The organism is Halorhabdus sp. CUG00001, from assembly GCF_009797925.1.
In the GTDB taxonomy this organism is placed as follows: domain Archaea; phylum Halobacteriota; class Halobacteria; order Halobacteriales; family Haloarculaceae; genus Halorhabdus.
On the sequence record NZ_VOLB01000001.1, the window covers coordinates 1,537,749 to 1,562,979 of the forward strand.

Genomic DNA, 25,231 nt, shown 5'->3' on the forward strand with positions numbered 1-25,231 from the left:
AGAAAGCGGAGTCGATAGTCGTCGTCGGGCTACAGTAGACGGGTTACTCGTGGTCGTGAGTGTGACCGTGAACCGTCTCACCGACGTAGGCCTCGTGATCGTGGTCGTGGACGTGTCCACGCTCGTCGAGGAATGCCGCCAGTTCGTCCAGGCCGTCGCCGTGTTCGGCACTCGTCTGGAAGGTCGGCATGTCGGGTGCAATCTCGTTGACGTCCGATTCCATCAGACCCAGATCGGCGTTGACCGCCTCGGCGATGTCGACCTTGTTGATTACGGCACCGTCACAGGCCTGGAACAGGAGGGGATGTTTCCGCACCACGTCGTCGCCTTCCGTGGCTGAGACCACCAGCACGCGAGCCTGCGCCCCCAGCGGGAAATCGGCCGGACAGACCATGTTCCCGACGTTCTCGATATACAGCGTATCGAGTGCATCGAGATCGAGGTCTTCCAGTGCGCCCTCGACCAGCGAGGGATCGAGGTGACACTCCTTGCCTGTATTGACGTTTGCGACAGAGACGCCCAGTTCCCGAAAGCGCGTGGCATCGTCCTCGCCGGCGACGTCGCCGACGATCACACCGATTTCCTCGTCCTCGGGCGCTCGCTCGATCAGGCGCTCGATGAGTCGGGTCTTGCCACTGCCGGTCGCACCCAGAAACTCCGCGACGAAGATACCGTGCTCGTGAACGACACGATCGTGGAGGTCGTCGGCCTGCTGTTCAAACTGGGCGAGGATGTCGGCCTCTGCATCCCCGTTGCCGTGTTCGTGGTCGCCCTCGCCATGACCCATCCGATGGGCCTGCAGGGGGCCAGGTGTCTCGGCGTCGCCAAGTAGTTGGTCGAGCAGTCGGTCGATCGGATTCGTGTCGGTGAACGGTTGTCGTCGTTCGTGATACATACTCAGTTACTCGCGTTTGAACCGGGGGGATCGGCTGTCGGTTCAGTGTCTGGAATCGTGACGCTCATTAGTTTACACTCGTTGCCGGCGGCGAGTTCGATTCGCTGGTCGCACTCGGGACAGGTGAGATCGGGCGCGTAGGCCAGCGCTCGGTCGACCGTCTCCGGTTCGCCACTCCAGCCACAGTCACATTCGGCGTGGGGAGCCACCGTTTCGATCTCGATGTCGAGATCGGCCTCGCCGACCGTCGAATCGGCCGCCGCGTCGAGACACGTCCCCAGTTGGTCCGGATTGACGTGGCTGGCCTCGCCGACCGAGACCGTAATTCCCTCGAACGTCTCCGCGCCGTGGTCGGCCGCGGCTTCCCGGGCCGCATCGAGTACTTGCGTCGCGATAGAGAACTCGTGCATGTCAGCAGATCCGTGGGAGTTGTTCACCCTCCGGGGGCGTCAGATAGCGGCGGCCAAAGCCAGTATCGAGGACGACCTGGCCGGTGTGCTCCTCGACGACCTCGCCCACGATCGCAGCGTCTTCGCCTTTGGGGTTGTCCCGAAGTGCTTCGAGAACAGCTTCGGCATCGTCACTGGCGACACCCATGGCGACGACACCCTCACAGGCCACGTCGAAGGGCTCGATGCCGAGCACCTCGCCCGCCGAGGAGACAGGTCCCGAAACCGGGATTGCTGGCTCGTCGAGATCGATCCCGACACCGGCCTTGTCCGCCATCTCGTTCAACACCGTCGCGAGGCCACCCCGCGTCGGGTCTTTCATCGCCGTCACCTCGCCGGCGTCCATGGCAGCACGGACGAGATCGTTGACCGGCTGGACGTCGCTCGCGAGACCGCCACCGAAATCAAAGCCCTCGCGTTCGGACAGCAAGGAGATGCCGTGATCGCCGATGGTGCCCGAGACGATGAGTGTATCGCCGACCGAGAGACCAGCGTCGGGGACGTGGCCCCCCGTCGGGACGACGGCGACGCCTGTCGTATTGATCGCGAGCGTGTCGATCTCGTCGCTGCCCATCACCTTCGTATCGCCGGTCGTCACGGTCGCGCCGGCCTCCGCGCAGGTCTCGCGCATCGACTCGGTGACGCGCTCGACGGTCGACTGTGGCGTGCCAGCCTCGATGATCAACGAACTCGTCAGCGCCAGAGGGTCGGTCGCACCCATCATCGCCAGGTCGTTGACCGTCCCCGAAATCGCCAGCCGGCCGATGTCACCGCCGCGGAAGAACAGCGGCGTGACGACGTGGCTGTCGGTCGTGACGACAACCGAATGGTCGTCGTCGATCGGTTGGACCGATCCGTCGTCTAAGGCTTCCAGCCCCACATCTGCCTCGCTGTCGGCAAAGCGGGACACGGCCATGTCTTCGATCAAGTCGGTCATCTGCCCACCGCCCGCCCCGTGGGCGTGAGTGATCACGTCGTCGCCCGTGTAGCCGTCACCGCTCGATTCGTCGGCCGTTCGGTCGTCGTCGCTATTGCTCATCTGAGTCCCTCACAGATCCGGTTGCCCGCCGTATTCGAGCCAGATCTTGCAAGTCCCCTCACTGGAGACCATACAGGCCCCGACGGGATCCTGGGGTGTACACTCCTCGCCGAACAACTCACACTCGTCGGGATCGGCCTTCCCGGCCATGATATCCCCACAAATGCAGTCCTCGGTCAGCGGATCGGACGCACCCGCATCGACGTCGATGTCGAAGCGCTCGCGGGCGTCGTAGTGAGCGTAGTCGTCGCTGATGACGAGATTCGCGTCGGGGATCTCGGCGATGCCACGCCACTCGCCGCTGGTAGTGTCGAAGACCTCCCACATCGCCTCCTTGGCTGGGACGTTGCCGTCCTCGGTGACACACCGCTGGTAGGCGTTTGCGAGACCGGCTTCGTCGTCCCGGATGAACTCGAGCAAGCGCGCGAGTGCAAACAGGATGTCGATCGGTTCGAACCCGCCGACGACAGCCGGCGTGTCGTACTCGGAAACGAAATCCTCGAACAGTCCATAGCCCGTGATGACGGCGGCGTGGCCCGCCGCGAGGAAGCCATCGACGTCCGTGTCGGGCATTTCCGCGACGATCTCCATTGCCGGCGGGACGTACTTGTGGGCCGAAAGCACCGAGAAATTCTCGGGGGGATCGGCCGTGAGAACGGCCGCCGTCGGGGCGGCAGTCGTCTCGAAGCCCGTCGCGAAGAAGATGACCTCGCGATCGGGTTCCTCGGCGGCGATCTCGGCGGCCTCGCTGGCGCTGTAAACCACCCGAACGTCTGCGCCTTCGTCTTTGGCGTCGGCGAGGCTCTTCTCCGTGCCGGGCACGCGGAACATGTCGCCGTAGGTGGCGACGATCTTCCCCTCTTCGGCCAGGGCGACGGCCTCGTCGACTTCGGGCATGTTGGTCACACAGACCGGACAGCCCGGCCCCATCCGCACTGTCAAATCGTCGGGGAGGATCGACCGCAGGCCGAACTTCGCGATGGCCTGTTCGTGAGAGCCACAGACGTGCATCACGTTGACCGGCTCGCCGATGTCGTCCATCAGTGACTCGAGTTCCTCGGTCAGCTGTTCTGCCTTCTCGGGGTCGCGAAACTGGAGTTCCCCGTCCCCATCGTCGGCTGTGCTCGCCATCTATCGACCCTCGATCCCGAGCTGTTGGCCGTCGCTGGCGCCGATCTCTTCTAAGGCTTCGTCTTCGTCGCCTTCGAGGAACGATTCGTAGATCTCCATCGTCTCCTCGACTTCCTCTTCGGGGATCTTCCGGATGGCGAAGCCAGCGTGATTGAGGATGTGATCACCCACCGCGACGTCCTCATCGACGACGTCGATCCGGACCGTCTTCTCGACGTCCCAGAACTCGGCGCGCGCTTCGTTTCCGTTTATTTCGACGATCTCTCCAGGGATGCCTAGACACATGTACTATCACCTTGATCTGTTGTCTCGCCCTCACGGCATTGTTCCGTCGGAACCGGACGATCCGGCCGGGGTCCGGGGGCTGTCACGCGTCGGGACACGCGCGTGGCCCGATTGCTCGCCACAGCACCGGGACGGTCGGATCTCATACGAGAACACAGGGTTCGACTGTACTTCACTGTGAGCCCTCTTCCCGGACCGTGATAACTTCGATGATAGTCGATACACAATCGGAACGAGCCGAACTACTCGGGGACGACCGCAGAGGCAGGCAGTGGCCAAACTGTTATGTCTGGGGTGGTCGTGGGAGACGTAATGGACCGGGACCACGCCGTCTCCGCGCTCGTCCGGCGCGTGTCCGTCGGTGGCTTGGTCATCTCACTGCTGGGGTTCACGTTGACTCGCTTCACCGTCACATTGACTCTCGACGGTGACCCGCTGCGGTTCGTGGTCGCGGGACTACTCCCGTTGACGCTCGGGCTCGGCCTGTCGGCGTTCGGAATCGCCCTCGCGATCGGCTCCGTCGGTCGCGAGTACGCCCGGACGACGGCGGTCTGGACGGTCGTCGGTGCCGGCGCGATGCTCGTACTCGTCGTCCTGACAATCGTCGGCGCTGGGATCGATCAGATGGGCCAGATGGGGGGCGTTACCCCCGGAGCGTACCTGTCGAATTTCCTCATCGGCGGGGCCATCGGTGGCGCGCTGACGGGCCTGTACGCGGCCGAGAACCGCAAACAGCGAATTGCCCTTCGCCAACAGACAGATCGGCTGGCGGTACTCAACCGGAGCCTGCGCGATCGGGTGCTCAACGCCGTCCTGGCGATCGACGGCCAGATGAGCGTCGTTGCCGATCGCGACGATCCGCAACTGTACCAACAGGTCGCCAGCACCGTCCGCGATCAGGCCGACACCATTCAGCGGACCGTCGAGGACGTCAAGTACCTCGCACGATCGACGGCCGACGCCCAGAAACACCTCGATGCGATCGATCTCACCCAGGCCCTGGAGGAAGCGATCGCATCCGTCGAGGCGGAGTATCCCGACGTCGAGATCGAGGTGACCGACAGACCTGACGGTGAGATCGCTGTCTGGGGCAACGTGATGCTCGAACGCGCGATCGAGCACGTACTCGCGCGGGCAGCCGACGACGAGGCCACGACACGTGTGAGGATCGCCGTCGAATCGACTGCTCGGACCGCTCGACTTCGAGTCACCGACGACGGCGAGGGACTGTCCCCGGCCCAACGACGCATTCTCGAAGGCGGTGCCAGTGGCGAGTACGACGACCCGTCGGTCGGGTTCGGTCTCAACGTGGTGCGGCTGGTGACCGACACCCTGGACGGGAACATCACGTGTGCCGAGACCAACGGCGAGACGACCGTCGAAGTAGAAGCGCCGCGAGCCGACACCGACACGCGTCCCGGCCAGGCAAGTGGGACCGATGTCCGGGCCTACGGCGTCCCGACGACCGATCTGGGGATCGCAGTGGGGGCGGCCATCCTCGCCGGGGTCGCCATGGGACTGGTCGGACAGGCGACATCCGGTGTCGTGCCGATCATCGGCGCGCTGTACGGCAACACGAACGCACTCGTCGGGTGGGTTACCCACGAGTTCCACAGCGTCGTCTTCGGCCTCGTGTTCGCTGGAATACTCGCGACGGTGCCGGAGGGGTACGCCGAGGACTGGCGATGGTGTCTGGCGACCGGATTGGGCTGGGCATTTACCCTGTGGCTGGTTGCCTCGGGGATCGTCATGCCACTCTGGCTCGAACTCGTCGGGATTCCAGCGGTCGTCCCGAGTCTCTCACCCTGGGGTCTGCTTAGCCATCTGGTGTGGGGTCTGACACTCAGCGTCTTGTACATGGGCGGGACGATGGTGCTCGACCGACGAGGACTCGCCAAATCGGGGTGACCGGGAGGGCGCCGGTCGTACATGTGAACGCGATCAGTGGTCCGACGCCGACTCGAATCGGATCTCGAAGGCGACGGCATCATCGTCGCTTCGAGCCAGGCTGAGAGCCCCATAGGAATCGATCGATCGCTCCGCAAAGTAGAGTTTGAGGCCACTCTGTCGCGTGACTGGTTCGAACAACGCATCCTCGATACCTGCCGGGAGGGTCGCCGGCCTGGCAGTAAAGCGGGCCAGAACGGCCCCGTTTTGGGCCTCGAAGGCACACTCGATGCGCCCATCTGGCGCTGCAATCTCGGCCAGGGCTTCCAACAGCAACGCGAGATCCTGGGCGACCGAGGCACCGCCCACGACCGTCGGTCCGTCCTCGGGGATCTCCATCGACAGGTCCGCGTCGATCTCGGCGAGGTGGCTCGCCTGCTCGCTCACGCTGGCCAGCTCAGTGGCTGGTGAGACGCTGTCGAACTCGGGGGCTGGGCCGAGACGATCGACGTGTTCGGCGACCGTCGCGATGGTCTCGACGCGGTCGGCGATCTTCTCGACGTGCTCGCGCGACGTCTCGTCGGTGACGCGTTCTCGGAGATCCGCCAGACAGAAGTCGATGACTGTCACCGAATTGTTGACGTAGTGGCCAAAGACGGTGTTGAGTTCGGCCCAGCGCTCGCGCTCGTCTTCGAGTGCGGCAAGCCGGGATTCGACGCGGGTCACCTCCTCGGCACGGGAGAGTGCGCGAGCCTCGAAGGAACCGATAGCCGCCCCGAGCAAGCCCCCGACACCGAGGGACACCTGGACGATGTGAACCAACTCCTCGTCGGTGACGGTCTCCTGGGCCATCGGTTGCACGAGAAGAAAGATCGCCAGCAGTACGCCAGCCCCCAGTCCCGTCCACGCGAGAATCCGCTCGTTTCGGGCAGTAGAAAATGACTGATCCGAGAGCCAGTAGGCGACATAGAGCAGCCCGATGCCAGCACCGCCAGCAACGACTAAATTACTCAGTATATGCCAGGTGGTCACAGTGTATATCTCGTGGGTGAGAAAGTGCACCACGGCAAAGCTGACGAGTCCGGCACCAGCGAGTGCGAGGACCGACGCCACTCGGTTCGTTCGCATCAAGATTCAGCTATCACGCCGATTATCAAAAATGTAGTCACTAGCTGCAGTCACGACAGATCGGGCCCCAACGAAGAGACTCGCCAGGGAACGCTCTTGGACCCGGCCGAGTGGCCTGTCACTGCCGAAGACGACCGGAAGTGCCGATTCGTTGCCCAGCACAGTGCCAGCAGCCACGTCGTAGCTTGTCCGCGTGCTCTCCTGTCTGCCGTTTCGGACTTATCGAATCATCTCTTCCGGCGGTAAGCATACGCCGAGCGAAGCGAGCGCGTTTCCCTGCGAGCGGGCCAACGGCCCGCGAGCAGATGTTTTTGGTCCACCGGTAGAGCAAGCTCTACCGAGCCTTGACTCGCTTCGCTCGTCAAGACAGCTTTTTGCAAGGAGGGTTTGCGCAGCGAACCCTCCGCAGTAAAAAGGTGGTGTAGTGGGGCCGCCGACAACTCGCTTCGCTCGTTGTCGAGCACTCAGTTTTCGTCCGTCGCTCGCCGTGCTCGCTCGGAGCGAAAACTGAGAACGCCGAGATTCGAACGAAGGAAGACGGTCCTGCGCTCGTCGCTCGGTCTCACTTCGTTCGACCTCACGACGATTCGCGGGCTGCGACTTCCAGGCTCGAATCTCGTCGGATCCAGCAATTGCTGCTCACGTACTTGTTCCCAGCAAATGGATGGGGCCGCCGAGATGAGCGAATCCTTTTCGACGCGATTCATCCGAGTGTTGCTGGAATTGGGACTCATGGGTGTGGGTTTCATTCGATGTAGCTGCGACGCGATTGCATCCGCTTGAGCAGGTCTGGCTGATCGTAGTGGGTCCGAATCACCTGCGGCGTGGCGTTCACGCGCTCGGCCAGCACCTCCGGCGGCCAGCCTTCGTCGCGGTGGTGGGTGATCGAACCCGTTCGAATCCGATGCGGTGACCGAGCAGACGGGCAGCGCGCTTCATAGCCGTGTTCGCGGGCTTCACAGTCCTCCGGGTCGCGGTCGTGCGGACAGATCCCGTACCGGCACGGCTGGGTGATCGTGTTGAACCGGGCGCGAATCGCTCCCTTCGACATGCGGCCGGTTCCCTTCTGACTGGAGAACAGCGGCTTCCGGCCGTACTCGTCCTCGAACTCGGGACGGGTCACCTCGATGTACTCGCGGAGGATCGCGCCCATGTCCTCGGAGAGAGCAACCGGGCGCTCACCGTCCTCCTTGTTCTTCAGCGGGGTGTCCGACTTCGGCCGGTGCCGGAAGTAGACGAACGGCACGTCCACGCTCTCCAAGTCCTCCGTGTCGAGATCGTCCAGGTGGGCCAGTCGTTCGAGATCGTCCTCAACGAGGTAGCAGTCTCGAAGGTCGAGCGAACGCAGCGCGCCGAGACGCACGCCGGTGTGCCACGCGAGCGAGAACATCACGTGGTCCCGACTTGCGTACTCGTACCGTTCGAGATCGTCGAGGATCGTCTCAGCACGCTTGGCCGTCAGCTTCTCCTCGTTCGCCACCTCTGCCTTCGAGAGCGTCGGCACGTCCACTTTCGCGGGAAGCTCCGGCGGGACGGCCTCGACGTCGACGCAGAACTCCAGGTACAGTTTGACCGTCCCGAGTTGGTTGTTCAGCGCGCTCTGGCTCAGGTCGTCAGAACGGCGGGACGAGTCGAACCGGAACACGTCACGACCCGTGAGGTCGTTCAGATTCCGGATTCCCTCGTCTTCGAGCCAGTCGACGAACTGCCGAATCCGGTAATAGTAGCTCTGGACGGTCTCGTCCGCTTTCGTCGCTCGCTGGCGGTCGAGCCACATTTCCATAGCTTCACGCGGGTCGAGTGGTTGGAGATCGCCGCTCACGGGTCGACCTCCAGGATGCGGTGCCCGCACCGCGAGCAATACGTCTCCCACGACGGGAGCCGAGGGTCAGCCGCGCCAGCGAGACGTGACGACGGTTTCGGGTCCCGGCACGTGCAGACACAGCTGTTCACCGGCATTCTACGCCCTTCTGGATCAGGCGGAGATTCTGATTTGCTGATTGAACTCATCAACAAACCACACCTCAACGTCAATTCCCATAAAGCTATCCCTAATTAGGGTTCTTGTTTTGGGGGTGTGCGTTAAGAGGGTTGTAAAGCGGAGTACCTTTTTGTCAATCGGGCCCTCAGCGATGCACATGGCCGATGAAAGTCCAGAACCCGACTGGCTTACTGATATGGACAAAGAGATTCTGGAAGTCCTCAGCAGTGAACTCATCCTCACTCCAGCAATCATCGCAGAGAATATCGGACGATCAAGGAAGGGAGTCTCTAACCGCCTCAATTCTCTTCAGGCGGGCGAGTTAGTTGAAAAAGTCGATAGAGGAAAGTATAGGATTACAAGCGATGGTGAACTGGTTTGGAAATCTATAGACGGTCTACAATATAGTTCGCGGCGTATCCGAGTTGCTCAAGAGAAAGCCATCAACTGGAAACTAGGAGTTTCCAAAGAAGAATACGAAGACATGGTGAAAGAAGAATATAACAAGCTACGAGAGAAGGAGATCGAGCCAGAAGGCGACAAGGATCTATATGACCTAGCTTTCGAACGTGCTGAAGATAGGCTCAAAGACGAGGAATAGACTCAATATTATGAATAGTGGATATCAATTATAATTCATCAACTCTCTATCAGACCATCTGGTGAACACAGAAAATGCGAAAATAACTGAAAGTGGAACTATGAGATGGTAGTAAAATACTTATATGAGTTGATATCATACAACTGCAATATAAATACAGTGGATTAATGTTTTGTGCAAGGGACATCAGTACCATCCCATGGCTGATGATGATTTAGACGATTTCATCGATCCAGAAATACTTCGAAAACATCTACGTGAAGAAACAGAGCTACAAGTCGGCACCGATGGAAGAGATAAACTAGTCGCTCATCTAGAAACAATTACATTTGCAATTTGGAATCAAGCAGCAATTCTAGCCGACGAAGCGGAAGATCGACGAATAACTGATGAGCACGTAGGAGAGGCATTCGGTGATCTAGTCAAACACCATGACGAAATTGGGAATGCAGCAAATGAGGTACGCGATTTGTATATGAGGCTGCAAGAAATTGAGCAGCAAACTCCTCTTTACGTCCAATATGAAGGTGATAGTGATGAGTAATAAATTCTTTTTCCGAGACGAATACACTCAAAATGAAAAGATCGATCGGATTCCAGCTAGTTCGTTTTCGACGAGAAGTGATGTTGTTTCTGAATTCATTGACGAAAATATTGAGTCTGAGTTCCAAATAGATGAATTAACACAAGAAGAAACTATTAATCGTATTAGAATTGAGACAAGTAATGAAGAATTCGATGAATTCATTGATGATCTCTTTGAGGAAGAAGGGAAAAGAGGAGACCCGTTCAATATAAGGCTATTTGAAATCCCCAACAAGATCGATGAGGATACCCTTGAAGATAATTGCAGGAATTTAGAGGATATTGAGTTTACTGAAGATATTGATGGGACATTAACTACATTACAATTAAACAATATCAATCCCCATCTTGGGTCTGAAATGAACTTTGTTGATTTGGAGTTCAAAACACCGATTCGAGAAGAAGAATATAGTCCAAGCCAAGAAACTCCTGTAGAAATTATCAATTCTAGTGGGGAGCAGGTCGCTTATAGCGCTAATCCAGAGCATACAGTTCGGGTGATGTCAAACGAAACAATTGAAGCGCGAATTTACATCGACCTGAATTCAGTTGTCATCTCAAACTCAGGAGTTGACAAAAAACATCAAGAAGCAATCACATTGATTGTGGATAGACTTGGACAACAGACTATTGAAGCATCTTCTTCCGAAGATCAAGGGGGAGAAAACAATGAGTGATAAATTTGCAAAGGAATTGAATGAGACGAAGCTATTACTGTTAGAGAGGCAAATGGAGGGGAACACATCGACTTTGCGGTTTGATGTACAATTGGCAGCTCTAGAAGGTGCTACGTTTAAAGGCACAGAAGGTCACAATATGAGGGGTGCACGGCCAGTCCGAGAAACGGACGATGCCGGAACAATCGATTTGATTAAATTTAGAGTGGAGTATGAAGGAGAACCACTTGAACCAGAGCGAAACGTACTCCTAAAAATAGATCAAAAGGGTCGGGTGAATTGTCAAACATATGTCCAACCCCAGCTTTTGGACGCAGTCTTGGCCGAATTAAATGAGATCGAGAAAGTAGAACAATACTTAAGTCCATTATCGGACCATATCCAGACACATGTTGAGAATTATTTATTCGGGAAGTCCCCCTCAAAAATTGACCGATATAGAGATGATACAAATTATGGATTTAATAACCTCATCTCTCACTATTTCGATCAAGAAAGACTGACCGAAGCAGAAACTCGATTATTTAAATCAATCATTGCTAACTTATGTATTGAAATATCAAAGAATGGTATCCCAGATCCAGATAGTATGTCCGAAGTAACATCGATGGACAATGCAGAGCTTCCAACAGATGGTGAGGAGCATTTAGAGCAATTTTTCGAATACTGCTCAGAAGAAAATGATTTGAGCGACTGGGAATTTGAAGAACTCGTCCCTCATATTGTTTATCTATCAGAAAGGGAGTGGACTCAACCGATCAATACCTTGCAAGAAGTGACTGATCTCTATGACCTTGACTGAAGAACAAAAGATACTACACCGCTGTATATTCCACCACAAAGTATCTTCAGTCTTGGAATTGTCATATAATGAGTCGGAATTGACACAATGTTTGGAAGAACACGATATTAATGATAGATATTTATCTAATCTTCAGACTATATTCAACATTCGGACTCTAACACCAGAAGATGACGAAGAGGATGGTGAGCAAGTTACAAAGTATCAACTAGAATCAGATAGTTTAGTGGACGAGTGGGAGAAGTGGATACGCGAAACAGGAATTTTCGAAGAGTTTTCATTAACGAAGATCTCGGAGACAAGATTCGATGCACGGGGAAGGTTCAATGGGTCCGATATCGATTTTATAATATTCTTCGACAAAGATGAATTAGAAAGATATAATCTTCAACCAGAATCATTAGAGTTTGGGATTGGATTTTTAGATTCTCTTCACCTTCGAGATCACGATCATGTGTTTGCGTGGTATGAGCCGTTTGAGGATGATTTTGAAGAAAGATTTCGCCGCCATATAAATAGTTATCAGCAAACAATTGCAGCAGGATTTGCAGATGAAGTTAGTGTTGAAGGGTACAAAATTAAGATACAAAATAGCATTCAAAATTATCTTAAGGACAGTGGATATTCGATACGAAGAGAGGTAGGAGATGCAGTCCCTGTAGCTCCAAATTTCGGCATCAATACAGGTCAATCAGATTTTGCGGCAGTAAAGACAGATTTGGATGAACAAGTGGTTTTGTGTAGATGTGATAAAAAAGACACATGGCATATACATCGATTTATGCAGGGAACCATTGTATCTGCAGAAGATGATGATGATATAGAGCATTTATTAGACGAGATACAGAACAAAATTAGAGCATATGATAAGATAAAAACATATTCTGAATCTATCAATCGGTTTTCAACCGGACTTAGTGTGTTTTCAACTATAGTTGCTACATTCATACTTGCTCAAAATCTATCTTCCTTCAGACAATTATTATCAACCACATTTGGGGTGTCTGTCCCAGATATCTCCTTAGCGGTCAATATTACCGCTGTTATATTCATTTTAGTAATATTTTTTGTCATATCATTCCCTTATCTGTATCAATTCGCGGTATTCGATTGGGAGATTCAGCAATCAAATGAATGAGGGGCCAAAATCGATCAATCCTTGCCGGAGAGCGCGGACTATCAAGCTTTCGTACAGGCAGCTTCAGTTTTCCGTCATCAGGGATAGTATCATTGCACACACCTCTCAAGAATGTTCTCCGCCCTCCGGCCGTCGGGCCGCTCGCTCTCAGGTCCACACATCGATGATCGGCGGGTCATTCTCCCGATCGATCATGGGCAACTCGTCATCATCCTGAGCAACGTCCTCGACAGCTTCGAGGTCGCGCGGTTGTGGACCAAGCGACCCACTCGGCATGTCCCAGACGGCATACGCACCGAGGTAGTCAATCAGACACCGATACGAGGTTTCTTCGGGCAACGTCGACCGCACGCCGGGCCGTTCGACCTCTGTGATCGCGCGTTCTATCGCGGCTTCGAGATCGTCGAGATCGTCCCATCGACGCCGCCCGAGTTCGTCCCGGATCGGCGTTTCACTGGCGTTCTTCACTGAGTCGAGCGAACACCATCGGACAGCCTCACGTACGTCCGGGTCGCGGGTGTGTTCGTTCGGCTTGATTCCCTCGGTGATCGCCTTCGAGCACGACCAGAAGCGCCGGTTCGTCGCCCAGTACAGCGCCAGTTTCCACGTCGCCGCTTTGTCTGCGTACGTCTCTCGCTCGGCGTCGTCGGGCTCCTCGAAGGACTCCGTGGCGTCCAGCAGCGACCCGAACGTCACGCTCAGGTACTTGCCGAGGTATCCGCCGGCGGTCGCTTCCATCGCGTCGGCGTCGTCGCCGAACTCGATCAGGTCGTGCGCCTGGGTCCGCTCTCGAATCCACGCTTCACCGTGATCGTGGTCGCCGAAGCGGTACCAGTCTACGAACCCCTCGTCGCTCTGGAACTCGGGTTCCAGGTCGGCGAGATCATCGCGATAGACTAGCGGGTACGTGTCGACGATCTCCGCCTGTCCGTAGTCCATCCACTTCGCTTTTAGTTCTCCTTTGTCGCACAGCCACGGCATCCCGTCTTTGTCGCGGGTCGGTACGTCGAAAAATAGGACATGCAGGTGCGGATACCCTTTCTCGGTGAACTCCAGCGCCTTGATGTACTCCGGTCGCTTGCGCGGTCGCCCGGTCACCTCGTCGTCGAGTTCGGGACGCCAGCCGACCGTGCCCTCGTTGCGGGTGTCGCCTTTCGTCGACGGGTCGCTGTCGAAGTACGACAGCAACCGATTGAAGTTCTCATTGATCGAGTCAATTCCGTCGAGCAGCGAGTCCTGGCGCTTCGGGTCAGTCGTCAGCGTACACAGCACCGCGTTCTCGGCGTGCTGATAGCCGTATTCCAGCGCGTCGTTGAATCGGGCAAACTGCTTCGAAATCCGTCCTTGATCGTTGAAGCGGGTCTTGTACCGCTTGGTCATCCGACGCGTCGATTCAGCGCCGCGATCGTCGACCATGTAGACGTCGAACAGCAGCCGGTAGTCCTCAATGCGATTCAGGTAGGATGTAAAACCGTCTTCGAGCAGGTCCCGAAGCCGGTCATCCACTGAATCGACCATTGAGAGCCTGTTTCGCAGAAACTCGCGATCATACAGGAGATCGTCAGCGGTGGCCGTTTGAGTAATGCCTTCTGTAATCAAGTCAAGAAGCCGCAGGGTGGGCGTGACCATCAGAACGCCTGACGACTCCGATTTTCGCACGTACGGCTCCTGAGGGTCGGCGAGATCGTTCACAAACCTATACGCGAACTGATAGTCTGCATCCGAACCTTCGACACGTTCGCACTGCTCCGGCGAGACGCCTTTCACCGCGTACGAGACAACGTGCGTCAGCGGTGTTCCTTCGGGATGCTCCGCGAGGAACTTCGCTATCCGTACTCGTTGCTCGTCACGCTCGGTGAGCGTCCCGTCGATCAGCGGGCCGTGGCCGAGCAAATCATGCTCGTCCAGCAGGTCCGCTAACTCGGGAGTGTTACATCTGGAGAGGTCGAGTCCGCCCAGGTGTCCGGGTGGCTCGACGATACTCATAGGAGCGCAATGAGGAAGCTGCGAGTGTACTGGAGAGAGGCTGCGCTACTCGTGACGGGACTGCCGACCCCCGTGAAGGGGGCCGGCACTCCGTCGGACCCACGATTGACACGGTGGGTGGGTCGGGCGGGGGACCACACCTGTGGTCCGGCGATCATCAGTCAACCGTGCCGGACGTTGAGTGGTCGTCCTGAATCCCTCGATCACGAGGGTTCGGCTCCGGGGAAACCTCTCTCGACGACCGCAGCGAAGAAGTCCCCTCACCCTCCGGGTTCGGGGAGTGCGCTCGGGCTTCCGGGTCGCCCCGCGAGGGGGCGCTTCCAGTCAGTCGAGCCGGTGCGGACCGCGATTGGCGCTCGCGGTCCGGTCCGGGATGCTCACTCCGTTGCGCTTCCGGGCCCGCCGGCTCTCCCTCGCCCTCGCTTGTGGCGGCTGTGTCGCCGCGAGAAAGACCGATAGCGACGACACAGGACCGACAGAGGCGGTGACGCGTGGTCTCGGCGTCAGCATGATTGATGCACTCCTCACCGCAATTTCCACAGAAGTACCGGACGAACTGTGACCAGTCCGTCATCACTGACCACTCTCCTCGATTGCCTCGATCGCCCGGCGGACCTGGGGGTCCGTCGCGCAATCAGGTTCTGGAAGTTTCGGCGGGCCACGGAGCTGATTCAGCACATCGATAATCGACGGACACGCGACACACAACGGGACCGTCAGACGATCAGTCATCGGCGACACCCCGCAGGTTTTCTTTGCGGTGATCCCAGCGTACCGTGACTTCTACGGACTCCGGCGTATCGATCGCCGGAACGAGCAGGTCGCCGACCTTGATCGGTGCGGGCGGCACGTCCTCGTCGAGATCGAGCCACTCGTCCAGTGGGCGATGATGGACGTCGTAGAGATCGGAAAAGACGTCATGCGGGTCTGCACCGCCAGCGATCGCACACAACTGGTGAACGTACACCAAGTCGTCGGTACCGCAAGCGCGACAGCGGGCGCGCTGGTAGCCGTTCCCGTTATCGTGAATGACTGGCCGACGCCGCTGACGGGATTTAGACATCCCGATCACCACCCTGTAAACCAGCTTTCGAACTCCTGTCAGGGATTGACCGATCGTCCTCGACGAGACGCGAGGCACGAAGGAACTCACACGGAGCGAACGGCCACCGTTCACGACGGGACACCTCGATAATATGATGCAGTCTGCGAACTGAGAGGTCGGGGATATTGGTGCTACTTAAAGACCGACTTATTTCCAGAGAAACCGTCTCAGGAAAATGTCCGCTCGCACACCTAAACGTATAGGTGTGCGGATCTGTCAAAAGTTTGAGTGGGGCCGCCGAGATTCGAACTCGGGTCCGACGCACCCCATGCGCCGAGGATACCGCTACCCTACGGTCCCGCGATTCGAAGATCGAGAGAGTCGTAGTTAAGGCCTTCGTTTCGTCCGTTATACCAGCACGCGTTCGAGGTCCACGACCGGCCCCGCATTGGCTGTTGGCTCCCCCACGAGCCGTCCGAGACAGACCGCAGCCCCGTTTGGGGTGTAGCAGGCCACGAGCGGTTCAGCGGCGGGATCGAGCCCATCGTCGGCGTCGATCACGCCCGGGGCGTAGACAGATGCCCCTTCCGCGACCGACGCTGCGGCGCTCTCGGCGATCGTCACCGCGGGGAGATCGACCAGCGCCCGTTCGGCTGGCTGCACAACGTCTCGCAGTGGTTCGGGATCGCCGTTGTCCCGCCACCACGAAAGCGCGTCGGTGACGTCGTGCAGTGTCACCAATTCGCTGTCGTCGAAGGGCTCGGTCCCGACCCGGCGGAGATCGCCCATGTGCGCGCCAGTCCCCAGGGCGAGGCCGATATCGTGACACAGTTTCCGAATGTAGGTGCCACTCGCACAGCGCACACGAAGGAGGGCCTGTCGGTCTTGCTGTTCCAGCACGTCCAGGTCCAAAATTTCCCGGCTGCGGAGGCGGCGGACGACGGCGCTTTTCTTGGGTGGTTTCTGGTAGATCTCGCCCTCGAATTCGGTGGCGACCCGCGCCAGATCGGCTGCCTGCACGCGATCGTGTAGTTCCAGGACGGCGACGTATTCCTTGACGCTATCGTCGAAAACCTGTGCGATGCGCGTCGCGTCACCCACCAACATCGGCAGGCAGCCGGTCACCTTCGGGTCGAGCGTGCCGGCGTGGGCCGCCCGCTCGACGTCGGCCAGGTCGCGCATCCAGGCGGCGACCTGGTGGGCAGAGGGGCCGGGTGGCTTATCGAGGTTGACCACCCCAAACTGGAGCAATGCGGCGGGCGAGCGTTCTTCAGGCGGGCCACGGAGTGTCATTAGAAGTCGTAGTCGATGTCGTCGATGGGAGCTTTGCCTTCGTCGCCGTTTGCCTCGTAGGACTCGACGGCGTGCAGGACGACGCTCAACACGCCCTGGGGACTCCAGCGAGCAGTGTTGATCGCCAGGTCGTAGATCGACAGATCGTCGATATCGATACCGTAGTAGTCCTGATATCGCTGGGCTTCGCTCTGGCCACGCTCCTTGGTCTCGGTTTTGGCCTGTTCGATCGGTTTGTTCTCCCGCTGAGAGATTCGATCAGCCCGGATGGTGAGCGGGGCATCCAGCCAAAGCTTCAGGTCCGCGTGATCACCGGCCATCCAGCCGGCCAGCCGTGATTCTAACACGAGGTCGTCACGATCCTGGGCCGTCGTCCGGAGGCGTCGATCCAGGTCCAGGTCGATTGCCTCGTCGTCTTCGGCCTGCTTGTTCAGTTCGAGTGGCGTCATCCCCCGTTCCTCGGCCAGCGATCGGAAGATGTCGCCGCCGCTGACGTGATCGTAGTCTAACGCGTCGGCGAGACTCTCCGCGAGCGTACTCTTGCCGCTGCCGGCGGGGCCGGAGACGGTGATCAACATATGCCACCTGCGAACGGCGCGGTAAAAAGCAGTGTGTCTCGCGGTTCAGGTTGGCGTCGTCTGGACGTTCAGGGCCTTGCGGACGATCTGGCTGAAGGATAGCGAACAGATGAAATACCAGAACAGCCAGGCTGGCCAGGGACCGAGCGTCCCAGCATTCCAGTTGGCGACCTCGCCGAACAACGGCATGACGATCGCCACGCCGTCCAGATCCAGATTCCCAGTCCGCCAGTACAGCCACAGGAACACCGGGATCGTCAGCAGCATGATCCAGACCATCGGGCGGATCTGCTGTTTGAACATGCCCATCTGGTCGCTCATCATCTCCATCTGTTCCTGCTGGATACGATCGAGTTCCTCGTCGTTTCCTTCTTCTTTGGCCTGTTTGCGACGCTCTTTGAGCCGTTCCATCTTCTCCTGGTGGTCACCCATCCCACTCATGTCCATGAGATTGTCCTGGAGGAGGGCCGACCAGAGTCCCGTCAGCGTCGCCAAGACGAGAATGACCATGTAGAAGGGCAACATCGACTCGACCGGACCCAAGACGGTATCGAGCGTCGTCCCGACAGTGTTCTTGATCGACGGGATCGAGTAGCCCAGGATGAGCGATACCGCGCCGACGCCGGCGAGTTTGTCCCAGGTCGTCCAGCCACCCTCCTCGTCGTCTTCGGGTTCGGCGACCTCCAGGGCCTCCTGGACGCCCTCGGGATCGTCGACGACGAACCCGTCACCGTCGGCGTCGACCAGCAGGCCAGTTTCGATCAGTCGGCCCCACTGGCCGCTCGTGAGGTCGTCGCTGACGTCACCCCACGAGACAGTACCCTGTTCGTCGGCCGTCGACAGCACCGTCTCGATCGCCCCTTCCATGCTCCCGTCCTCGGCGACGAGACGGTCTATCTTCTTGCCTGTCCGTGCCATCGTACCCCCTCTAACGAGCGCAGGTAAATCAACGTTGTAGTTTCCATACGATCACGTCCCAACGAAACACGTCGCCGCTCCGGCTGCAAAGTTGGCGGCGATCCAGGCTCAGACAGTGTCTTCGACGGCCGCCTCTAAATCTGCCCAGACCGCATCCAAGGACTGTTCGCCGTCGATCTCGACGAACGCGTCGCGATCGGCGTAGTACTCGATGACGGGTTCGGTGTTCTGGGCGAAGACATCGAGGCGATTACGGACAGCGTCTTCCTGATCGTCCTCACGCTGGATCAACTCGCTGCCACACTCGTCACAGACGCCCTCCTCGGCTGGCTGGTCGAACTCGACGTGGTAATTTTCGCCACACTCCTCACAGACGCGACGGCCGGTGAGTCGATCGACGAGTTCGGCCTCGGAAACCGAAAGCGAGACGATGACGTCCAGATCGGTCATCGATTCGAGTTCTTCGGCCTGGTCGAGATTCCGAGGATAGCCGTCCAAAACGAATCCATCCGCGCTGGTCAGGGCCTGCTCGACGATGGCGTTGACCACTTCGTCGGGAACGAGTTCGCCCCGATCCATGTACTCGCCCGGCGTCTCGTATTCCAAGCCGAGATCCGAGATGTCCATGTCCTTGTTCGATCGGAGTGCATCCCCCGTTGTGACGTGCTCGACACCGAACGCATCGACGAGATTCGAACTCTGTGTGCCTTTCCCCGCGCCTGGCGGTCCCAACAGCAGAATTTTCGGCTGACTCATAGGGGAGGATTCGCCACCGGTGATTAACTATGTGACGTTTGCCGATTGACGCTCGGTATGATCAGGTGGCCCCAGATCACTGGTGGTCGTCCAACATTGCCGCGGCGTCATCAACTGATTCGGCCACGAAAACGTCGTAGCCTTCCTCAGAGGACGCTTCGTCGCCGATCCGTTCCCACTGGAATTCAGCCGTGACCGACTCACCGGTGACGCGGACGACGGTATCCATACCGAGTCGGCCCGCCTGCCTGGCCCCGTCTTTGAGACTCGCTTCGGCAGCCGCGGCCGCCGGCTTGAACCCGGAAATGTCGTTTATCAATTCCCACCCATCGTCGAGGTCCTGTGCGCCATCGGCCATCGCATCGACCACGGCGTCAACCTCGGACGTATCGAGTTGCCCCTCCAACGTGAGTGTCATCCGATTCTTTGCCGTCTGCACGTCGAGATTGTAACTCCCCATCACCCTATTTTAAACGTTTTATGATTATATATCTTCGGACTACAACAATTCGATCGCGCTTCCAGGAGATGGCGGCCAGTCACAGCAGCGTCACATGGGAATTCCTTAACCACGTTCGACCACAATCCCCGGCGATGAGTGAGCTACTCGTACGGGCTGCCCGCGGCGAGCACACGGAGCGGCCACCAGTTTGGCTGATGCGCCAGGCAGGTCGCCACCTCCCCGAGTATCGCGAGATCCGCGAGGAGTACGACTTCCTCGAAGCCGTGACGACCCCCGAGATCGCGGCCGAGATCACACTCCAGCCCTGGGAGCGGTACCGGCCCGACGGGGTGGTCATGTTCTCGGATATCCTGACGATCCTCGAACCGCTCGGGTTCGACTACCACATCGAACCGGGGAAAGGCCCGATCGTCGAAGAGCCCGTCTCCGGCCCGACCGATATTCCACCCGCATACGCATCCATCCCGGACGAACTCGATTACGTCGGGGCCTTGCTCGACCGCCTCGAAACGCGAGTCGGCGACGAAACCGGGGTCATCGGCTTCGCTGGCGGCCCCTTCACGCTTGCCGCCTACGCCATCGCCGGACATCCCACCCGGAATCACTACCCCGTCCGGCAGTTCCGGGCGCGCCATCCAGACGCATTCGGCGACCTGCTTGGGATCTTCGCCGAGGCCGTCACGAAATTCCTCAACTATCAAGTCGAGCACGGCGCGGACGTCGTCCAGCTATTCGACACGTACGCCAGCGTGCTCCCGCCCACAGACTACCAGGAATTCATCCAGCCCCTCCACCGCGAGATTCTGTCGGCGGTCGACGCTCCAACGATCGTCTTCGTCCGGAACATGAGCGGCCGACTCGACCAACTGGCGGCCACCGGTGCTGACGTCGTCGGTCTGGACTGGACCGTCGAGATGGACGCGGCCCGCGAGCAATTGGGCGATCGAGCCGTCCAGGGGAATCTCGATCCATCGGTCCTCTTTGCCGATCCGGCGACGGTCCGACAACGCACGCGAGACGTAATCGAGGCCGCCGGCGCTCGTGGTCACATTCTCAATCTCGGGCACGGCGTCCACAAAGACACGCCGATCGAGGGCGTCGAAGCCTTCGTCGAGACGGCAAAATCGATCGAGCGCTAGTTACTCCATGGGCGCGTTCAGACACATCGTCCCCGGTTCATCCCGGCACTGGCACTGCCGGAACTGATAGACGGCGGGGTCAAAATCCGCGATGAAGGGTTCGACCAGATCCTCGAGGACGCCGACGAAGCGGTCGTCGTCGTGGGGGATCGGGACGCGGTGGAAATCGAGGCCTTCCGCCTCGGCCTCCTCTTTCAGTTCGACATCGAGTTCCGAAAGCGTCTCGCTCTGTTCGTGGATGAAGCTGATCGGCTCGACGACGACCCGCTCGGCATCGACGGTCTCGATGACCTCCTCGATCTCGGGTTCGGTCCACGGGATGCCCCGGTTCTCGTGGTTCTGGTAGCCGAGTTCGTACGCGTCGATCCCGAGCAGGCCCGCGACGGTCTCGACGTACTCGGTGACGTAGGTGTCATAGCGACTGCCCTCCTCGAGGTAGTGCTGTGGCGTCCCGTGAGCAGAGAACACGACCGCCGTATCGGGATCGTGCAGGTCGACGCCCTGCTCGTCGGCGAAGTCGGCGATGTTGTCCACCCGCAGGCGGGGATAATCGGGGTGGCGGTGCCAGCCCGAGAGTTCCTGCACATCGCCGTCGAATTCGCGCTCGTCGGCGGCCGCCCGCAGTTCCTCCAGTGCGTCGACGGTCGTCGAGGGGCCACAGAGCGGATAGATCGGCAGGCCGATGATCCGGTCGTGGCCGTCGTCGATGGCCGCGTCCAGGGCGTCCTCGATGAACGGCTCGGTGAACTGCATCCCGATGTAGGTCTCGACATCGCGGCCGCGTTCCTGAAGTCGGGCTTGCAGGGCGTCGGCCTGGTTGCGGGCCTGGCCGTTCAGCGGCGAGCCACCGATTGCCTCGTACTCCTCGATCAGCGGGCCGGCACGGCGTTCGGCCAATTCGCGACTGCGTTCGCGGGCCTCGGCCTCGGTGGTGTCGCCCTCGATCTCGCGATTGTTGAAGAAGATGCGTTCGAGATACGAGACGACGGCCTCGCGTTCGGGGGTGGCCGGTTCACCGAAGTTCAACAGCAGGATGGCACTTGACATGCGTGGTTCTTACGGCTGGATCGGAAAAGGGGTTTGCCTGCCAGCAGACTAGTTACCGGCGACGCTTAGGACCGCCAGTAGGCTCGCGTCAGCAGGACGAGCACGGGGAAAAGCTCCAGACAGTCGATCCACAGCAGGAGGACCATCAACAGCTTCGACGTGTCAGGAACGGTAGGTGGCTGTTCATGGGGTAGACGACACCGAACCCTCGCCGGATGGTGGCGTAAATTTCTCGGTCAGTCCGAAAATACGGCCCGGTTCCGGTCCCAAAATATATTCCCAGTCGAAATTGCATGATAGCTATGGAAAATACCCGGTTGGCGACTTACTGCTTCGCATCGGCAGTAGGGGGGTACATCACATATCGTGTCTTTTCCCCCTTCCCCAATGGGTCGTCCGTATACATTTTCACAGTGATGTATTTCCTACTGTTCCTCGCAGTGCAAGAGTATCAACAGACAGTTGATATGTGAGGGTCTAACGTCTCACGACCGCCAGTAGGCCCGCGTCAGCAGGACGAGTACCGGGAAGATCTCCAGGCGGCCGATCCACATCAGAAAGACCATCCACAGTTTCGAAGTCCAGGGGAACGGCAGGTAGTGCTCCATCGGGCCGACGACGCCAAAGCCCGGCCCGACGTTGCCGATCGTCGCGGCAATGGCACTCAACCCATCCAGCACTTGCAGTTCCATCCCGACCCGTCCGGCATCGAGCATGAGGACGACGACGCCGAGGAAGAACAAGGCGATATAGAGGAGGGTGAAGGTGTGGATCCCGCGGACCGCCGACTCGTCGAGTGCCCGGCCGCCCAGCCGGACGGGACTGACCGCCTCGGGATGGACCGTCGTGAACAGCTCCCGTTTGATCGACTTGGCGATCACCAGCCAGCGAACCATCTTGATCGCACCGCCGGTCGACCCCGCCGAGCCGCCCAGGAACATGCCAAAGAGCAGAAGATACTGGCCCGTCGTCGTCCAGTTGTTGAAGTCGAAGCTCGCGTACCCCGTCGTCGTGACGATCGAAACCACCTGGAAGAGGCCGTGCCGGAGCGATTCTTCGATCCCAGCCAGCCCGGCCGTCCCCGGCAAGCTCGGCCCCACGAAGAGGACGACCGTCAGCACGGCAGTCAGGGTGGCCATCACGCCGGTGTAGAAGCGGAACTCCTCGTCTTCCAGCAACGAGAGTGGTTCCCCGCGAACCAGGCCCCAGAACAGCGCGAAGTTGGTCCCCGCGACGACCATGAAGGGGATGATGACCCACTGGACAGCCGCCGAGAACGCCTGGATCGAGTACGCCTCAGGGGAGAACCCGCCGGTCGGCAGTGTCGTCAGGCCGTGAGAGATCGCGTTGAACAGCGTCATCTCCTGGGCGAGGCCAGTCAGTTGCAGCCCGTACAACAGGAGAATTTCGAGGACAGTGAAGGCGAAGTACGCGATCCACAGCACCCGGGCCGTCTCGGCGATCCGGGGCGTGAGTTTCTCGATGCCGGGACCGGGCGCTTCGGCGTCCATCAACTGGGCACCACCGACCGAGAGTTCGGGCAGGATCGCTACCGCGAGGACGACGATCCCCATGCCGCCCAGCCACTGGGTCAGCTGTCGCCACAACAAGAGGGCGTGAGAGTGGTGCTCGACGCCGATCTGTCCCATCACCGTTGCCCCCGTGGTCGTGAAGCCGCTCATCGATTCGAAGAGCGCGTTGGGGACGTTGGGCCAGCTAAGCGTCGACGCCGTGCCATGGTCCGCAAGCAAATACGGGATCGTCCCGACCAGCGCTACCGCCAACCAGGTCGCTGCGACCATCAGGAACCCTTCGCGAGCGCCCAGATCGTGGTCGTCGTCGAGTTGGGAGAGGGCGAAGCCGGCGAGTGTCGTCACACCGATCGTCACGAGAAACGGAATCCAGCCCTCACCGTAGATGACGGCCGTGACGAGCGGGATCGAGAGCGGTACGGCGAGGTACAGCAGGACCCGGCCGGTCAACGAGAGGCTGGCCCGCCAGTCTACCCGGACGTACCCGTTCATAGTTTGGCGAGTGTCTCGTCCAGCCCCGCGGCTTCGGCGAAGACGACGACGTGATCGCCAGTCTCGACGATTGTCTCCCCGCGTGGCCGGATATACTTGCCGTCACGCGTGATCGCACCGACGACGACGCCATCCGGGAGATCCACCGCGACTTCACGGATCGGCCGGCCATCGAAAACACTCTCCGAATCGATCTCGATCTCGATGACCTCTGCCTGATCGCTGCCGATGATGGCGACGTTCTCTGCGTGTTGTTCCCGGGTGAAGCGCGTGATCTCTTCGGCGGCCACCTCGCGGGGCTGGACGGCCACGTCGATGCCGACAGTCTCGAACAAGTCGACGTACGATCGGTCTTCGACGACGGCGATCGCCCGGTCGGCACCGAGTCGCTTCGCGAGCAATCCCGCAAGCAGGTTTCCCTCGTCGGACTCTAAGGTCGTGACGACGACGTCGACGGCGTCGATGTTCTCCCGCTTGAGGAAGTCCCGATCGGTCGCGTCTGCTTCGAGGACAGTCGTTCCCGAGAGGGCCTCGGAGAGATACCGGGCTCGTTCGGGATCGTGGTCGATCAGCTTCGGGCGAATCCCACGTTCTTCTAAGAGTTTGGCCGTCTGGTAGCCGACCGAACTCCCACCGACGACCAGAACGTCGTGATAATCGTCGTCAGGAGCGACGGCGTGGCTGAACGCCGTCACTGCCTCGTCAGTCCCGATGACGACTACCTCGTCGCCGGCCGTGAGTGTCGTCTCCCCACGGGGAATGACGATCTCCTCACAGGTGCCGTCCTCGTCGGGACAGAGGATCGCAGCGAACGTGAGATCATCGAAGTGATCTGCTTGGGCGACGGTCTGGCCGGCAACCGGGCTGTCCGCGGCGAGTTCGAAGTCGGCCATCTGGATGGTACCCTCGGCGAACGTATCGACATCCCGGGCAGCCGGAAGCCCGATCATGCTCGCGATCTTCCGGGCGGTTAGCAGGTTCGTCCCGACCATCGCGTCTACGCCCAGCGCCCCCTCGGCGTTGTTCCAGGTGTTGAGGTACTTCGTCGAGCGCACGCGGGCGATCGTCGTGACGTCGGCAAGCGTCTTCGCGGTACCACAGGAGACGATGTTCGTCTCGTCGTCGTCTGTCACGGCGATCAACAGGTCGGACGCTTCGAGACCAGCCTCCCGGAGCGTCTCGATGGCCGCGCCGTCGCCCTCGATCGCCAGCACGTCCAGTTCGTAGGTCAACGCGTCAATGCGATCGCCGTCGACGTCTACCACGACGACCTCGTGTTCATCGGCGAGACTCCCAGCAACGCTGGAGCCGACTTCGCCAGCGCCGATGACGATCACCCGCATCCGCGTCCCTCCATCATTGTCCCGAGATATCCGCGCGTGTC

25 protein-coding genes and 1 tRNA gene are annotated in these 25,231 nt (G+C 59.1%); 7 read left to right on the plus strand and 19 right to left on the minus strand.

Features of this window, described 5'->3' with window-relative positions:
* Positions 1-43 precede the first annotated feature (43 nt).
* The 5 genes from hypB to FR699_RS07690 are packed head-to-tail and all read right to left on the minus strand — an operon-like array spanning position 44 to position 3,799.
* Positions 44-895, minus strand: coding sequence for a hydrogenase nickel incorporation protein HypB (gene hypB / locus FR699_RS07670; RefSeq protein ID WP_158855067.1), 852 nt, complete (start codon positions 893-895; stop codon positions 44-46).
* A 2-nt stretch (positions 896-897) separates the two neighbouring features.
* The gene (locus FR699_RS07675) at positions 898-1,305 is read right to left on the minus strand and encodes a hydrogenase maturation nickel metallochaperone HypA (protein ID WP_154551037.1); all 408 of its coding nucleotides are present in this window, start codon (positions 1,303-1,305) and stop codon (positions 898-900) included.
* Position 1,306: 1 nt separating this feature from the next.
* On the minus strand, positions 1,307-2,383 hold the full coding sequence (gene hypE, locus FR699_RS07680) for a hydrogenase expression/formation protein HypE (RefSeq protein WP_158855068.1): 1,077 nt from the start codon (positions 2,381-2,383) through the stop codon (positions 1,307-1,309).
* 9 nt (positions 2,384-2,392) lie between these two features.
* Positions 2,393-3,514: a hydrogenase formation protein HypD gene (hypD, locus tag FR699_RS07685; protein ID WP_154551035.1), complete on the minus strand. Its 1,122-nt coding sequence runs from the start codon at positions 3,512-3,514 to the stop codon at positions 2,393-2,395.
* Positions 3,515-3,799 carry a HypC/HybG/HupF family hydrogenase formation chaperone gene (locus FR699_RS07690; RefSeq protein WP_154551034.1) on the minus strand — a complete coding sequence of 95 codons (285 nt, stop codon included), beginning with the start codon at positions 3,797-3,799 and terminating at the stop codon, positions 3,515-3,517.
* Between the two features lie 312 nt (positions 3,800-4,111).
* Between FR699_RS07690 and FR699_RS07695 the strand changes: the two genes are divergently transcribed.
* The gene (locus FR699_RS07695) at positions 4,112-5,707 is read left to right on the plus strand and encodes a sensor histidine kinase KdpD (RefSeq protein ID WP_158855069.1); all 1,596 of its coding nucleotides are present in this window, start codon (positions 4,112-4,114) and stop codon (positions 5,705-5,707) included.
* Between the two features lie 33 nt (positions 5,708-5,740).
* On the opposite strand, the gene FR699_RS07700 is transcribed toward FR699_RS07695, so the two are convergent.
* The gene (locus tag FR699_RS07700; RefSeq protein ID WP_158855070.1) at positions 5,741-6,814 is read right to left on the minus strand and encodes a hypothetical protein; all 1,074 of its coding nucleotides are present in this window, start codon (positions 6,812-6,814) and stop codon (positions 5,741-5,743) included.
* Between the two features lie 745 nt (positions 6,815-7,559).
* Complete coding sequence (locus tag FR699_RS07705; RefSeq protein ID WP_158855071.1) at positions 7,560-8,636, minus strand: site-specific integrase; 1,077 nt, start codon at positions 8,634-8,636, stop codon at positions 7,560-7,562.
* Positions 8,637-8,952: 316 nt separating this feature from the next.
* On the opposite strand from FR699_RS07705, the gene FR699_RS13170 reads away from it, so the two are divergent.
* From FR699_RS13170 to FR699_RS07730, 5 genes are all read left to right on the plus strand, one after another.
* Positions 8,953-9,396: a hypothetical protein gene (locus FR699_RS13170; RefSeq protein ID WP_199268304.1), complete on the plus strand. Its 444-nt coding sequence runs from the start codon at positions 8,953-8,955 to the stop codon at positions 9,394-9,396.
* 199 nt (positions 9,397-9,595) lie between these two features.
* Entirely contained in the window at positions 9,596-9,940 is a 345-nt protein-coding gene (locus FR699_RS07715; RefSeq protein ID WP_158855072.1) for a hypothetical protein, read from the plus strand.
* Entirely contained in the window at positions 9,933-10,658 is a 726-nt protein-coding gene (locus FR699_RS07720) for a hypothetical protein (protein ID WP_158855073.1), read from the plus strand. The genes FR699_RS07715 and FR699_RS07720 overlap by 8 nt, the downstream gene beginning before the upstream one ends.
* On the plus strand, positions 10,651-11,460 hold the full coding sequence (locus FR699_RS07725) for a hypothetical protein (protein ID WP_158855074.1): 810 nt from the start codon (positions 10,651-10,653) through the stop codon (positions 11,458-11,460). The genes FR699_RS07720 and FR699_RS07725 overlap by 8 nt, the downstream gene beginning before the upstream one ends.
* Positions 11,461-11,551: 91 nt before the next feature.
* On the plus strand, positions 11,552-12,598 hold the full coding sequence (locus tag FR699_RS07730; protein ID WP_158855075.1) for a hypothetical protein: 1,047 nt from the start codon (positions 11,552-11,554) through the stop codon (positions 12,596-12,598).
* A gap of 147 nt (positions 12,599-12,745) precedes the next feature.
* Here the strand turns inward: FR699_RS07730 and FR699_RS07735 are convergent, their stop codons facing one another.
* The 9 genes from FR699_RS07735 to FR699_RS07775 all read right to left on the minus strand — a co-directional run bounded on the left by FR699_RS07735 (position 12,746) and on the right by FR699_RS07775 (position 19,634).
* Positions 12,746-14,116, minus strand: coding sequence for a hypothetical protein (locus FR699_RS07735; protein ID WP_233263381.1), 1,371 nt, complete (start codon positions 14,114-14,116; stop codon positions 12,746-12,748).
* A gap of 1,041 nt (positions 14,117-15,157) precedes the next feature.
* On the minus strand, positions 15,158-15,316 hold the full coding sequence (locus FR699_RS07740; RefSeq protein WP_158855077.1) for a hypothetical protein: 159 nt from the start codon (positions 15,314-15,316) through the stop codon (positions 15,158-15,160).
* On the minus strand, positions 15,309-15,647 hold the full coding sequence (locus tag FR699_RS07745) for a hypothetical protein (RefSeq protein WP_158855078.1): 339 nt from the start codon (positions 15,645-15,647) through the stop codon (positions 15,309-15,311). The genes FR699_RS07740 and FR699_RS07745 overlap by 8 nt, the downstream gene beginning before the upstream one ends.
* 271 nt (positions 15,648-15,918) lie before the next feature.
* Positions 15,919-15,989: transfer RNA gene (locus FR699_RS07750), tRNA-Pro, on the minus strand.
* Between the two features lie 48 nt (positions 15,990-16,037).
* Positions 16,038-16,922 carry an RNA-guided pseudouridylation complex pseudouridine synthase subunit Cbf5 gene (locus tag FR699_RS07755; protein WP_158855079.1) on the minus strand — a complete coding sequence of 295 codons (885 nt, stop codon included), beginning with the start codon at positions 16,920-16,922 and terminating at the stop codon, positions 16,038-16,040.
* A complete protein-coding gene (gene cmk / locus FR699_RS07760) occupies positions 16,922-17,500 on the minus strand; it encodes a (d)CMP kinase (RefSeq protein ID WP_154551030.1) in 579 nt (192 codons plus the stop codon). Before cmk ends, FR699_RS07755 begins: the two co-directional genes overlap by 1 nt.
* A 45-nt stretch (positions 17,501-17,545) precedes the next feature.
* Positions 17,546-18,418: a DUF106 domain-containing protein gene (locus FR699_RS07765; RefSeq protein WP_154551029.1), complete on the minus strand. Its 873-nt coding sequence runs from the start codon at positions 18,416-18,418 to the stop codon at positions 17,546-17,548.
* Between the two features lie 108 nt (positions 18,419-18,526).
* The gene (locus FR699_RS07770) at positions 18,527-19,174 is read right to left on the minus strand and encodes an adenylate kinase (RefSeq protein ID WP_158855080.1); all 648 of its coding nucleotides are present in this window, start codon (positions 19,172-19,174) and stop codon (positions 18,527-18,529) included.
* Positions 19,175-19,250: 76 nt separating this feature from the next.
* A complete protein-coding gene (locus FR699_RS07775) occupies positions 19,251-19,634 on the minus strand; it encodes a hypothetical protein (RefSeq protein ID WP_154551027.1) in 384 nt (127 codons plus the stop codon).
* Between the two features lie 134 nt (positions 19,635-19,768).
* On the opposite strand from FR699_RS07775, the gene hemE reads away from it, so the two are divergent.
* Positions 19,769-20,776 carry a uroporphyrinogen decarboxylase gene (gene hemE, locus FR699_RS07780; RefSeq protein ID WP_154551026.1) on the plus strand — a complete coding sequence of 336 codons (1,008 nt, stop codon included), beginning with the start codon at positions 19,769-19,771 and terminating at the stop codon, positions 20,774-20,776.
* Here the strand turns inward: hemE and hemH are convergent, their stop codons facing one another.
* The 3 genes from hemH to trkA all read right to left on the minus strand — a co-directional run bounded on the left by hemH (position 20,777) and on the right by trkA (position 25,190).
* Positions 20,777-21,823 carry a ferrochelatase gene (gene hemH / locus FR699_RS07785; RefSeq protein ID WP_158855081.1) on the minus strand — a complete coding sequence of 349 codons (1,047 nt, stop codon included), beginning with the start codon at positions 21,821-21,823 and terminating at the stop codon, positions 20,777-20,779.
* Between the two features lie 485 nt (positions 21,824-22,308).
* Complete coding sequence (locus FR699_RS07790) at positions 22,309-23,847, minus strand: TrkH family potassium uptake protein (protein WP_158855082.1); 1,539 nt, start codon at positions 23,845-23,847, stop codon at positions 22,309-22,311.
* Positions 23,844-25,190, minus strand: a complete 1,347-nt coding sequence (gene trkA / locus FR699_RS07795) for a Trk system potassium transporter TrkA (protein WP_158855083.1) — start codon at positions 25,188-25,190, stop codon at positions 23,844-23,846. Before trkA ends, FR699_RS07790 begins: the two co-directional genes overlap by 4 nt.
* Positions 25,191-25,231: the final 41 nt, after the last annotated feature.